Genomic DNA, 13455 nt, shown 5'->3' with positions numbered 1-13455 from the left:
TTATGTTCAGATCTTTAACACCAGTTGTCAAAAACCTTTTATTGATTACTATTGGGGTCTTCGTGATCACCTCTTTCTTTCTAAAGGATTTGCAAGCTTGGCTTGCACTTTATTATATTGAAAGCAGGAGGTTTATGCCCTTCCAATTGCTGACCTATATGTTCATGCATGCCGACTTTTGGCACTTGTTCAGCAATATGTTTGGGCTTTTTATCTTCGGGCCTTTATTGGAGCAGTTTCTAGGGCCAAAGAAGATTTTGATCTTGTGGATGGTTTGTGGGATTGGTTCAGGAGTTTTGTATTCCGGGTACACGGCCTATCAAATGAACCAATTGGATAACCAGTTGGAAAGTTTTTACAATAATCCCGACCCTGAGATGTTTAATCAATTTGTATCGGAAAATAGGCACATGTTTAAACCTGGAATATATGATTTTATCGACGATTATAGCCATGATCCCGATAATCAAAATTACATTCAAAGGGCAGAGGACAGCATGAAATATATCCGTGAGTCCAAAGCTAATGTGCCTATGGTAGGAGCTTCCGGTGCATTGTTTGGGGTATTGATTGCTTTTGGGATGCTGTTTCCCAATACACAACTCTTTTTGTTGTTTCCCCCTATGCCCATAAAGGCCAAGTATTTAGTGTTGTTTTATGGACTTTATACGGTCTATAGTGTCCTTTTAAATAATCCCATGGATAATGTGGCACATTTTGCCCACCTTAGTGGTTTAATAATAGGGGCGATTTTGGTAACTTTCTGGAAAAAAAATAGAACTAGCTTTTATTGATCATGTACGGAGGTTTCTGGTATAACTTAAAGAACGCATTTAAACATCAAAATAATAGCCTGTATAAAATCATTGCTATTAATTTGCTGGTTTTTCTGGTATTTTTAGTTCTCCGGGTGTTTATGACCATTGGAGGAGGTGGGGGATTGTATGATAAGATGCTTTCTTTTCTGATGATGCCCGCATCAGTTGGCCATTTTGTCTTTCAACCATGGTCCATTATCACCTATATGTTTTTGCATGAGGGGATTTTTCATATCCTTTTCAACATGCTTTTCCTTTACTGGTTTGGCCTTTTGATCAATGAATACCTAGGTAGCCGCAAACTGGCCAATTTATATATTCTTGGAGGGGTTTCAGGTGCTTTGCTTTTTGTGTTGATGTACAATTTGGCACCCTTTTTTAGTGAACGGTTGGATTCTGCCCTGATGTTAGGTGCTAGTGCAGGGGTATATGCCATAGTCGTGGGGGCAGCTACTTTAACGCCTAATACTTCGTTTCATTTGATCCTGTTGGGTCCGGTTAAGATCAAATATATTGCCATTTTTTATGTGGTAATAGCCTTTGCCAACAGTACCGGAGCTAATGCCGGAGGGGAATTGGCCCATTTGGGAGGTGCTGCTCTGGGGTATTTTTATATTGTTTTGTTACAAAAGGGTACCGACCTTGGGATTCCAGTTCAGGCTGTAGGGAATTTTTTTGAGAAATTATTTTCTACCCGGCCGAATGTTAAAGTTACCTACCGAAAAAAATCAACCTCTTACCGTTCTGAACCTTTGAAAGATGATAAAAAAGGAAGTAACGGGGCTACCCAAGAAGAAATTGACAAGATATTGGATAAAATAGCTGAGAAAGGGTATGATAGCCTGTCTAAGGAAGAAAAGAGAAAATTGTTCGATTATAGCAATAAATCGTAGCTGTATTTTTAAAAAGAATCAATTGGGGAAGTCCTGGAGACATATTTTTTTAGATGTGGAGGGTTGCTTTTTTGGTCCGGTTTGAAGTATCGAATAAAAGTAAAATAAGTCTATTGGGGGTGGAGTAAAATCATAAGGGGTTTTTGAAAAGTTGAATTAAAAGAAACAAAAAGGACAGGGAGCCCTGTCCTTTTTGTTTGATAAAGTTTTTAATTAAAAAAATACACCAAAGCAAGCCGGAAAACTGCCTGGCCTCCATCCTGGATTTGGTATTTTAATTCTGGATTAAATGCCAGTTGGTCGGCAAACTTTAAGACTCCGCCTGCGCCAATATTGGCTCCTGCATTTGAGCTTGTGAAATCATCACCTGTAGCTTCTATCGTTACCCAATTATTGGTAAAACCAAGCATGCCGTACCATTGCAGGATTTCTTGGGTAAAATAATACCGTGCATCCACATTGAGGGTGTTGAGGCTTCCATAATCTGGAAAATAAAAGGTAAAGTTAGGGGCAGCCGAAATTTGATCTGTGAAAAAATATTCACCGCCCAAGTTTAAACCAAATAACTCAGTGTCAAATCCAAAATCTCCTCCTAGTTGGACTCTGAAATCTCCTTTGCTTTGTGCAAATACAATACTGATGCTTGTAGCTAGTAAAAGGGTTAATAATAGTTTTTTCATGGCGATATTAGTTTGGTAAAACTTTATCACCACAAATATTAATCCAATTTAGGGCTGGTTGTTTTAAGAAATTTCTTGAATTCCCCAAGGCCTATTTCTGAAAGATAGGGGACAATGATGGAGTAATTAAGCTTGCTGTAAAATGCAGGTTTTGGGGGAGGGCCAAACATGATCTGATTATGTGCCAGCCAGTAATCTGAAAGCATAGTGATTTGGGAAGCAAGGTTGTCAAATTGGCCGGGAATCATTTCTTTTTTAAAAATCCCTTCACCTACCAGGTTTTCAAATAAATGCTTCAGTTGCGTTTTCCGAAGAGAAATCAATTCGAAATACCTGTCCTTGATAATTTCTATTTTGGTGAGGATATTGTAAAAATCATGAAAGATAAAACGGTATTTTACCTGAATTTGATAGGAGGCCAACATAATTTCATGAAGCATTCCCAGCACCGGTACTGATTTGTCGATTTTTTCCGCAGCCTCATCCGACTCTTCGCAAAGTTGAATAAATAAAATGGTGACTACTTCTTCCAGGTTGTCAAAATGATCCAGAAAATTGGGTTTGGTGATATCAGCTTCCTCCAGTAAATCTTCCAGATGGGTTTTACTATAACCTCGGCGATTAAATAGGTCCAAAGCGGTTTTTAATATATGGGTTCTATTCATGGTTGTGGTGTTTTCTTTCTAATTAAATTAAGTGAAAAAAAACAGAAGAATGAACTTTCTAACCAATTATTGTCGAAAAACCTTTTAAATGGCAAATAACGGGGAGGGCGGTTTTAGGAAAGGCTGGCCACCTCATTTTTATTGGCCAATTGGCCACAAGCTGCATCAATGTCCTGCCCCCTGGATTTACGTACTTTGGCCACAATATCCTGTTTTTCCAGTATCTCAACATACATGTCCACTGCGGATTGGGAAGCTTGCCTAAATTCTCCGTCATCTATGGGGTTGTATTGGATGATATTGACTTTAGAGGGGATCAATTTGCAGAATTTGGCCAAGGCTTTGGCATGCCTTTCATCATCATTAATGCCCTCCCAAATCACATATTCATAGGTGACTTTTCTTTTAGTTTTTTGATACCAATACTGCAGGGCGGCTCCCAAATCCTCAATAGGGTTGACATCGTTGATCGGCATCAACCTGCTGCGGGTTTCATTGATGGCAGAATGCAGGGAAATGGCCAGATTAATTTTTACCTCTTCATCAGCCAATTTTTTAATCAATTTGGGGATTCCCACAGTGGAAAGGGTAATCCGGCGGGCCGCCATTCCCAACCCTTCTGGGGAGGTGATCTTTTCAATTGCCGCAAGGACATTGGCATAATTCAGTAATGGTTCACCCATCCCCATAAAAACAATATTGGTCAATGGCCTTTGGAAATAAGTGTTAGCTTCCTCTTTTATGGCCACTACCTGATCATAAATCTCATCAGGATTGAGATTACGCATTCTTTTCAATCGGGCGGTTGCGCAAAAGTTACAATCCAAGCTGCAGCCCACCTGTGAGGAAACACAAGCGGTAATTCTCTTGGAGGTAGGAATTAGTACCGATTCCACGATCTTACCATCGTAAAGTTTTACTGCATTTTTGATGGTTCCATCATTTGAATGTTGCATTAGATCCACCTGGATATGGTTGATGGTAAAGTGGTCCTTTAGCATTTCCCGGGTGTCTTTGGAGATATTGGTCATGTCATCAAAATTCTTCAATGACTTGTTCCATAACCATTCATAGACCTGCTTGGCCCTGAATTTTTTATCCCCTACAGAAAGGAAGAATTCCTCCAACTGCTCCAAACTTAATTTCCTGATATCTCGCTTTCCCTCCATAATCATTTTACAAAGGTAGCAAATAGTCTGGAGATGATGGAAATAATTTTGGATAAGTCCCAAGCTTCTTGCCCAAGTCTTCTTGTGACCGAATTGCTCTGACAAAATGACGCTAAAGTTGCTGGTTTTGTGGTTTTTCCGGTCATTATTTCCGGGTTTGGCTAATAATTTCCATTGGTGTTGATTTTGATTAGGGTATTCCTGAGCTCGAATACAATCAATAAAGCAAAAAAAGAACAAGCTATATGGACTTTAAACAATTCACCATAAAATCACAGGAAGCCGTCCAAAAGGCGGCGGAGCTGGCGATGGCCGAGCAGCAACAGGCCATTGAACCTGCTCATTTGTTCAAAGGGATTCTTTCCGAAGATGAGGATGTTACAGATTTTGTGTTTAAAAAATTGGGGGTGAATATTTCCCTGTTAAATCAAAAACTGGATGAAATTATCCATTCTTATCCTAAGGTAAGTGGTCAACAGCCTTACCTTTCCCAAGATAGCAATCAAGTTCTTATCAAAGCCAAGGATTATTTAAAGACTTTTGGAGATGAATTTGTTGCTATTGAGCATTTATTGCTAGCAATATTGGCTGGAAAGGATAAGGTGGCCAGGTTATTAAAAGATCAAGGGGTGGCAGAAAAATCCCTGATCGAGGCAATAAAAGAACTTAGAAAAGGAAGTAAAGTGACTGATCAGAATGCGGAAGCCAAATACAGGTCTTTGGAAAAATATTCCAAGAACCTGAATGAGTTGGCCAAAAAGGGCAAAATAGATCCTGTCATTGGGAGGGATGAAGAAATCAGAAGGTTGTTGCAAATATTGGCCCGGAGAACCAAAAACAACCCTATCCTTCTTGGAGAGCCCGGAACAGGTAAAACTGCCATTGTAGAAGGTTTGGCACAAAGGATTGTCAGTGGGGACGTGCCTGAAAACCTAAAAACCAAAACCCTGATTTCATTGGACATGGGCTTACTGGTAGCTGGTGCCAAATATAAAGGGGAATTTGAGGAAAGGCTAAAGGCTGTTATTAAAGAGGTTACCGATTCCAATGGGGAAATCATCCTTTTTATAGATGAGATCCATACCCTTATCGGAGCTGGAGGCGGTGGTGAGGGAGCCATGGATGCAGCGAATCTCCTTAAGCCTGCTTTGTCCCGGGGCGAGCTGCATGCTATTGGTGCAACTACCCTGAAGGAATATCAAAAGTACATTGAAAAAGATAAGGCTTTGGAAAGGCGGTTCCAAACCGTAATGGTGGATGAACCAGATGTCAATGATGCCATTTCCATCTTACGAGGTATCAAGGATAAATATGAATTGCACCATGGGGTGAGGATCAAAGATGATGCCGTCATTTCCGCCGTAGAGCTTTCCCAAAGATATATTACAGACCGGTTTTTGCCGGATAAGGCCATTGACCTGATGGATGAGGCAGCAGCCAAATTAAGAATGGAAATAGATTCCTTGCCTCAGGAGCTGGATGAGCTGAATCGCAGGATCATGCAGTTGGAAATTGAGCGGGAGGCCATCAGGCGTGAGAAAAACAAAGACAAAGAAGCTGTTTTGAGTAAGGAAATAGCTGAACTTTCTGAAAAGCGGCAAAGTGTAAAAGCCAAATGGGAAAGTGAAAAAGCCGTAATTACCGGTATTCAGCGGGAGAAGGAAAATATTGATAAGTACAAACTGGAGGCCGATCAAGCGGAGCGGTCCGGGGATTTTGGAAAGGTTGCTGAGATCCGATATGGAAAAATTACCGAAAGCGAGAAAAAGTTGGAATCCTTCCAAAACCAATTGGTAGAGATGCAAAAAGGCTCTCCTTTGCTTAAAGAGGAAGTGGATTCTGAAGACGTGGCTGCGGTGGTGGCCAAATGGACCGGTATTCCTGTTTCCAGGATGATCCAAAGTGAAAGGGAAAAATTACTCCACCTGGAAGAGGAATTAAGTAAGCGTGTGGCAGGCCAGAAAGAAGCCATTTCCGCCCTTTCCGATGCGGTCAGGAGGAGCCGTGCAGGGCTGCAGGACCCTAAGCGACCGATCGGTTCATTTATCTTTATGGGAACCACGGGTGTTGGTAAAACTGAATTGGCCAAAGCCCTTGCAGAATACCTTTTCAATGATGAAAATGCCATGGTGCGGATCGATATGTCAGAATACCAGGAAAGGCATGCGGTCAGCAGGTTGGTGGGGGCCCCTCCGGGTTATATTGGCTATGATGAAGGGGGGCAATTGACTGAAGCGGTAAGAAGGAAGCCTTATTCTGTGATCCTCTTGGATGAAATCGAAAAAGCCCATCCGGATGTTTTCAACATATTGTTGCAAGTGCTTGATGATGGTCGATTAACAGACAATAAAGGCCGGGTGGCCAATTTCAAAAATACCATTATCATCTTAACCACCAATATTGGCTCTCATTTAATCCAGGAGCGATTTGCAAGCTTAGAGGAATGGAACAAAGAAGCGGTGATAGAGGAAACAAAATTGGAAGTTTTCGAATTGCTGAAAAAATCTGTAAGGCCAGAATTCCTCAATAGGATAGATGAAACCATCATGTTTGAACCTTTGGACAAAAAGGTAATCCGGAAAATTGTGGATATTCAATGGAGAGAGGTTCAGCGTAGGTTGGAGGCTTCAGGTATAGAAATTGAAGCTACTCCGGAAGTACTTGATTATCTGGGTGAAGTTGGTTTTGATCCGCAGTTTGGTGCCAGGCCATTGAAGAGGACTATGCAAAAGTTGATTCTCAATGAATTATCCAAACAGATTCTTGGAGGATACATTCAGAATGATTCTGCTGTGTTGGTGGATCTGGATGCGGATAAACAGGTTTACTTTAAGAATGTGGAAAATATGGAAGTGGAATAAAAAAATCCCCGGGAAATCCCCGGGGATTTTTATTTATTTTTTTGTTCAAGCAGTGGTTCTTTTATCCTCACCCTCCTCTATCAATCGGTCTTCCTGGTCCTTTTTTAGCCTTAGCATAAAGTCACTCAGAACATTCATATAGTTGATAAAGGCCTCATATGGACTTTCGTAGGGGCTGAAATAGGCGTGAATATCACCATCAGAGAAGAATTTGGTACACATATAATAGAAATGATCACTGGTCTGTAAGTATTTCCAGTCCCGCTGGATTAGGGGATCTGAGGACCTGTTTACCATATCTTCCAGTTCGTACAAACGGTCAAAAGCTTCATCCTGAAGGTCATTGCCTAGCCAGGCTGTCAAATCCCTTTCCTCATCAGCCCAGGATATGGGTACGGGGACATGGATTTTCCCAACAGGGGCAATATTAGCTGCTACCTCAGAAGGGGTAGAAAACGTGAAATTGGATTTACTGAATACGGCTTCTGGCAGGTGGCGCATAAATTCAAATATTCCACTTTCCTCCCACTGGTGCTCACCGAAAGTTTCATAGTCCATAAAGAGGTTGATTACCTCTTCTTCCTGAGGGATTTGGTTGATCCAATTGACAAATTTGTCTGTAGTCAATGGCCAATCTGCCCAGCCCTTTTCTCCAAACCGGAAAGCAATATCATCACTTAGCCGGAAATTTTTTAGCAAAACTTTTAGTTTAGGATCAATGGCATTGCAGTACACATAATTAGGGCTTTTCCAGCCCAAAATATGTTTGGCTCCTTCCGTAAGAATAGCTTTATACCCCATCTCAGCTACCATGGCACCGATCTCATCGGAATAGATCAACTCCGTATTCCGGAATACTTTAGGGGTATATCCATTGAACAAGGCTTTTACTTTTTCTTGTTGTTTCCGCACCATGTCCTGGAATTCATTTTTGCTCTTTAAGGCCGCAAGAGCATGGGCATAAGTTTCATTTAGGAGTTCTGCATTTCCGGTATCGACCAGTTTTTGGAAACTTTCCAGTACATCGGGGGCATAGGCTTCCATTTGGTCCATAAAGGTTCCTGAAATGGAAAAGCTTACTTTGAACTGCCCTTGGTATTTATTGATCAGTTCAAGGAGCAAATGATTCATAGGGAGGTAGCATTTTTCGGCTACCTTTCTCATGATATTTTTGTTAGCAAATTCATCCCAATAATGATGGTCTTCCCCTATATCAAAGAACCGGTAAGGCTTGAGCCTGTAGGGTTGATGAACTTGGAAATAAAAACAAATGGTTCTCATAATTTAATTGTTTATGGTTTGATGATAGAGGTTAAATATTTTCTCAGCGACATGTTCCCATTTTAGTCGCTTGAGTTCTTCGGTGCCAAGGTGACGGAACATCTGATTGATACCTTTATAATGGAGAAGTGCAAAGATGGAATCAGCCATGGCATCAATGTCCCAGAAATCAATTTTTAGTGCGTTGTTTAACACCTCAGACACCCCGGATTGTTTGGAAATGATTACAGGGGTATTATGCCTTACTGCTTCTAATGGGGATATCCCAAAAGGTTCGGATACAGAAGGCATTACATAAACATCACTGATTGCAAACATCTGGTCCACATCATTTCCTTTCAAAAATCCGGTAAAATGAAATTTGGTTGCAATACGTAATTCCGCCACTCTGTCTATCATCCGGTTAAGCAAATCTCCCGATCCTGCCATGACAAAACGGACATTGTTATCTCTTTGGAGTACTTTATTGGCAGCTTCAATAAAATATTCTGGACCTTTTTGAAAGGTGATTCTTCCCAAAAAGGTAACTATTTTTTCCGGAACATTTTTTCTTGCATTGTTTTGGGTGATACTGACATCCAAAACGGCATTGTGGATGACATTTACCTTTTCTGCGGGAATACCGTATTTTTCGACGATTATTTTTTTTGTCAGGTTGCTGACGGCGATAATTTTATCGGCAGCTTCCATGCCTGACTTTTCAATTTCATAAACTTTCTGATTGACATGCTCACCTGACCTGTCAAATTCGGTGGCGTGGACATGGACGATCAGTGGTTTTCCACTAACTTTCTTGGCAGCAATTCCCGCGGGAAAGGAAAGCCAATCGTGTGCATGGATGATGTCATGCTCCTTGTTTTTGGCAATTTGCCCAGCGACAAGTGCGTAACGGGAAACTTCCATGATCAGGTCAATGCCGTATTTCCCGCTAAAGGAAAACTTATTGGCAAAAATACTTTCGGCTACGTCAGTTCGGTCATGAATACTGGCATCGGAATATTTGGCAAATTCCTCCGGGCCAAGATAGGGAACAAGAAAGGAGCTGACTTCAAGGTAGGTAAGCTGTTCCCAGATTTCTTTAAACTTTTTTTCCCTGTAATCGATTTGAACATCACTGGCACTTACAAAATCAGCCAAGAGATCTTCATCGCCCCACAGTTTGGGTACCACAAAAATAATCTCATGGTTATATTGTGCCATTCCTTTTAGTAATCCATAGCAGGCAGTACCCAATCCACCTGAAATATGTGGTGGAAATTCCCACCCAAACATTAATACCTTCATTAAAAATATTGGTTAAAGATTTTTGACTAGATGCATGATTCGTAACAGTTCCCCTACGCTCCAGGCTTGAGAGATAGCGCCCTGGGGTCGGTGAGGAGGGTCCCCATCGTATATTTCGGCAATAGTGCCCACACCGTATTGTGCCATGGTTTCATCAAAACCTTTGATCAGGTTTTCCACCATATGTTTGCCTGCATTTCCGTGGATTTTAAGATATCCTTCCACAAAATGGCCTAATAACCATGGCCAAACGGTACCCTGGTGATAAGCATTGTCCCTTTGGTATTGATTGCCCTGGTAGTAACCCTTGTATGAGGGATCATCCGGAGGAAGAGTTCTCAAACCCCTGGGAGTAAGTAAATTAAGTTTTATGGTTTCTAGTATTTCTGCTTTTTGTTCATCTTCTAGAGGGCTGTAGGGTAGGGAAGTGGCAAAGACCATATTGGGTCTGATGGACCAGTCTTTTGCACCGTTTTTAATGACATCTGCCAGGTATTGTTTTTCTTCATCCCAAAAATTTTCAATAAAAGCTGCTTTGACCTTTTGGGCAAGGTCATCGATTTTTTGTTCTCCGGTAAGTTCAAATAAATAACAGAGGGCATTGTACCAGAGTGCATTGATTTCAACAGGGCAACCTGATCTTGGGGTTACCGGGCCATTGGTGGTCACAGCATCCATCCAGGTAAGGGCTACCCCTTCTTGACCTCCAAACAAAAGCCCGTTATCCTGAACTTTAATGTTATAATCTGTGCCATTAATAAAGCCATCAATTATGCCTTGGAGTTTGGGGAGGTATTTTTCTGTAATGGTTTTTCGATCATTGGTAAATTTTTCATACTGTTGCCACGCCCAAAAATACCACAGGGGAGCATCCAGGGATTTCATATTGGTTTCCACTCCACTGCCCACATTGGGAAACAAGGCTCCGTGGAGGTCTTTGGACATGGTGTCCATTACTTCCAAAAATGCTCCGGAGTCTCCCTGGGCTAAAGTTAGCCCTGGGAGGGCAATGAAAGTATCCCTTCCCCACCATCCAAACCAGGGATAGCCGGCAACAACTCTGGTTTCCCCGTTTCTTCTGGCGATAAATTGCCCAGCCGAGTTTTTGAGGCAGTTTTCAAAATTGCTACGGGGAATTCTTCGACTGATTTCATCATCAAATGCAGAGGCCAAAAGGCTTGGGTCTGCCTCTTCCAGGCCTGCGGAAAAAATTACGGATTCCCCTTTTTCGATATCAAATTCAAAATATCCGGGTACATATAGGTCTTCTTGGTAATCGTACCCACGTTCTTTTTCACATAAATATTCTATGTTATAGTGCCAATCTGGAACGGGTACAAATTCATTTTCCTTGGAAATTTGTAAGGACAGGGGCTGGTAAGCATCATATAATTGAAATTGAACACCCTGGTTGATGGGGTTGTATTTTTTATTCACGAAGGTATTTGCCTTGCTAAGGCTATGGTAACCTCTAAAAGCCAAAAATGGGTTAATCTGAAGGGTTGTGGGAGAATGGGCATCCATTAAGGTGTATTTGACCATCACCCTGTCGGCATGGCTGTCCAGGATTAATTCTTTTTTGAGCATGACGCCGCCCACCCTGTAAAGTAATTGGGGGATGGGCTCAGAGCTGAAATCTTCCAAGTATTTGTGGCCCCGGGGGAAATATAGGCCTGGATATTTTGTCAAGCCCAAATGAAAACTTGCCCCTCTTTGAATGACGGTTTCATGAACCGTGGAAAGCAGTACATGGAGTTGGCTGTCAATCTGGGGCTGAGGGGCAACTAGCAGTCCATGATATTTCCGGGTATTACATCCAATGATGGTGGTGCTGGTGTAGGACCCTGACCTGTTTGATCGAATGATTTCCTTTTCTAAGGAGTAATTAAGGTTGATTAATTCTGTTTTGTCAAAATGGATGTAGCTCATGGAGTAATGTTAAAGTTTGCGTCTTTATAAAAATACTCCAATACTCTTAAAAGAAAAATAAATGCACCAAAAATAAAGGTTATGATTTTATGACCCTCTTGATTCTATCGGGGATAAGAGTTGATATTTTCTTTTTGAACCTCCTCAAAATTCTTGAGGGACTCTTCAAACTTCACCATATACATGTGAATATTTTTTAAATTCACAGGTTTAACTTTTGGGAAGCTTGGCGATGGTTTGAATAATGTAAACATTATCTAATTAGTTTAAGGGTTCGATCAATAACAAATTTTACAAAATGTATGCCATTTAGGTTCCTTCTGGGCTGATAAAAATAAAACCCCTCGGTGGGCGAGGGGTTTCGGGTGAAAGACCGGATTCGAACCGGCGACCTCTGGTGCCACAAACCAGCGCTCTAACCAACTGAGCTACAATCACCATTTTTGAATTGTTATCAGGACTTTTTCCTGATTGGATTGCAAATGTAATATACTGCTTATTTCAAAACAATAGATTACTCAGATAATTTTCTGGAAAATTTTAGCCTTTCACCCATTTTGTCTTCGTTAAAGATCCCGTTTTCATAAACCAATTGACCGGAAACTATTGTATGTGTGATACTTGAGCGGAAGGTCTGCCCTTCAAAAGGAGACCAACCACATTTAGAAATAATATTGTCCCTGTTGACTGTCCAGGGAGCCTCCAGGTCCACTAACACCAAATCAGCATGATAACTTGGCCGGATAAAGCCCCTTTTTTCAATCTCAAACAAGGTGGCCACATTGTGACTGGTTTTTTGGACAATGTCTTCCAGTCTGATTTTGCCTTCATGGTACATCTCCAGTAAAGCCACCAAGCAATGCTGAACCAAAGGCCCACCGGAGGGAGCTTTTGTATAAGGGTTGTCCTTTTCCCCCAAGGTGTGGGGAGCATGATCAGTAGCAATGACATCTATATGATCATCCAATACACCTTCTAATATTTCTTCCCGATCTTTGGCGGTTTTTACTGCAGGGTTCCATTTGATAAATGTTCCTTTTTCCTCATAGTCTTCTTCTGAAAACCACAGGTGGTGCACACAGGCTTCTGCTGTAATCCGCTTTTGCTCCAAGGGAAGGGTGTTGTCAAATAACTGAACTTCTTTTCCTGTACTGATATGAAGAATGTGCAACTTGGTGCCATGTTTTCTGGCCAGGTCCACGACTTTTTTGGAAGCATCATAGCAGGCTTCTTCAGACCGGATTTTAGGGTGGAATTTGACCGGAATATCATCCCCGTACTTCTGTTTGTATTTTTCAAGATTGGCCTTGATGATATCATCGTTTTCACTGTGTGTGGCAATCAGTAAAGGACATTCTGCGAAAATTTTTTCCAGGGTTTCTTCATTATCCACCAACATATTGCCTGTGGAGGAACCTTGGAAAACCTTTATCCCGCAAATATTATTAGGATCCGCTTTTAGGATTTCCTCAAGGTTGTCATTGGTGGCTCCGAGGTAAAAGGAGTAGTTGGCAAGGGATCTTTCAGAAGCTATTTTGTATTTTTCTTCCAATAACTCCAAAGTAGTGGACTGGGGCACGGTATTCGGCATTTCCATAAAGGATGTGATCCCCCCGGCAACTGCTGCTTTGGCTTCGGTGTAAATTTCTGCTTTATGGGTCAAGCCGGGCTCGCGGAAGTGTACTTGGTCGTCAATCAAGCCGGGGAGGAGGTATTTACCATTGGCTTCGATGGTGATATCGGCTTCATACTCTTTAAGGTTTCCACCGGCAATAAAAATTAACCCATCTTTAATAAAAACATCCCCACGGGTAATCTTACCGTCATTTACTATATTTGCATCTGTGATTAATATGCGCTTCATCATAATTTGCT

General features: G+C 41.4%; 10 protein-coding genes and 1 tRNA gene. 3 read left to right on the top strand and 8 right to left on the bottom strand.

Annotated elements, in window-relative coordinates:
• Positions 1-2: 2 nt before the first annotated feature.
• Positions 3-794, top strand: coding sequence for a rhomboid family intramembrane serine protease (locus QWY93_RS05390; protein ID WP_290247148.1), 792 nt, complete (start codon positions 3-5; stop codon positions 792-794).
• A gap of 2 nt (positions 795-796) precedes the next feature.
• Positions 797-1711, top strand: a complete 915-nt coding sequence (locus QWY93_RS05385; RefSeq protein WP_290247147.1) for a rhomboid family protein — start codon at positions 797-799, stop codon at positions 1709-1711.
• 209 nt (positions 1712-1920) lie between these two features.
• On the opposite strand, the gene QWY93_RS05380 is transcribed toward QWY93_RS05385, so the two are convergent.
• The 3 genes from QWY93_RS05380 to rlmN form a co-directional block, all read right to left on the bottom strand.
• Positions 1921-2391 carry an outer membrane beta-barrel protein gene (locus QWY93_RS05380; RefSeq protein WP_290247146.1) on the bottom strand — a complete coding sequence of 157 codons (471 nt, stop codon included), beginning with the start codon at positions 2389-2391 and terminating at the stop codon, positions 1921-1923.
• A gap of 38 nt (positions 2392-2429) precedes the next feature.
• Positions 2430-3056 (bottom strand): TetR/AcrR family transcriptional regulator, encoded by a 627-nt coding sequence (locus QWY93_RS05375; RefSeq protein ID WP_290247145.1) that lies wholly within the window; start codon positions 3054-3056, stop codon positions 2430-2432.
• 113 nt (positions 3057-3169) lie between these two features.
• On the bottom strand, positions 3170-4231 hold the full coding sequence (rlmN, locus tag QWY93_RS05370; protein WP_290248828.1) for a dual-specificity RNA methyltransferase RlmN: 1062 nt from the start codon (positions 4229-4231) through the stop codon (positions 3170-3172).
• A 239-nt stretch (positions 4232-4470) separates the two neighbouring features.
• Here rlmN and clpB point away from each other — a divergent pair, with 239 nt between their 5' ends.
• Positions 4471-7086 carry an ATP-dependent chaperone ClpB gene (gene clpB, locus QWY93_RS05365; RefSeq protein ID WP_290247144.1) on the top strand — a complete coding sequence of 872 codons (2616 nt, stop codon included), beginning with the start codon at positions 4471-4473 and terminating at the stop codon, positions 7084-7086.
• A 45-nt stretch (positions 7087-7131) separates the two neighbouring features.
• Here the strand turns inward: clpB and QWY93_RS05360 are convergent, their stop codons facing one another.
• From QWY93_RS05360 to QWY93_RS05340, 5 genes are all read right to left on the bottom strand, one after another.
• Positions 7132-8367: a glycoside hydrolase family 57 protein gene (locus tag QWY93_RS05360; protein ID WP_290247143.1), complete on the bottom strand. Its 1236-nt coding sequence runs from the start codon at positions 8365-8367 to the stop codon at positions 7132-7134.
• 3 nt (positions 8368-8370) lie between these two features.
• Positions 8371-9651, bottom strand: coding sequence for a glycosyltransferase family 4 protein (locus tag QWY93_RS05355; protein ID WP_290247142.1), 1281 nt, complete (start codon positions 9649-9651; stop codon positions 8371-8373).
• Between the two features lie 12 nt (positions 9652-9663).
• Positions 9664-11580, bottom strand: a complete 1917-nt coding sequence (locus QWY93_RS05350; protein ID WP_290247141.1) for an amylo-alpha-1,6-glucosidase — start codon at positions 11578-11580, stop codon at positions 9664-9666.
• Between the two features lie 363 nt (positions 11581-11943).
• Positions 11944-12019: transfer RNA gene (locus QWY93_RS05345), tRNA-His, on the bottom strand.
• A gap of 75 nt (positions 12020-12094) precedes the next feature.
• Positions 12095-13444, bottom strand: coding sequence for a dihydroorotase (locus QWY93_RS05340; RefSeq protein WP_290248827.1), 1350 nt, complete (start codon positions 13442-13444; stop codon positions 12095-12097).
• Between the last annotated feature and the right edge of the window lie 11 nt (positions 13445-13455).

It is taken from the genome of Echinicola jeungdonensis (assembly GCF_030409905.1).
Classification (GTDB): domain Bacteria; phylum Bacteroidota; class Bacteroidia; order Cytophagales; family Cyclobacteriaceae; genus Echinicola; species Echinicola jeungdonensis.
The sequence above is the reverse complement of the archived record's forward strand: the minus strand, read 5'-3'. Positions and strand labels throughout refer to the sequence as shown.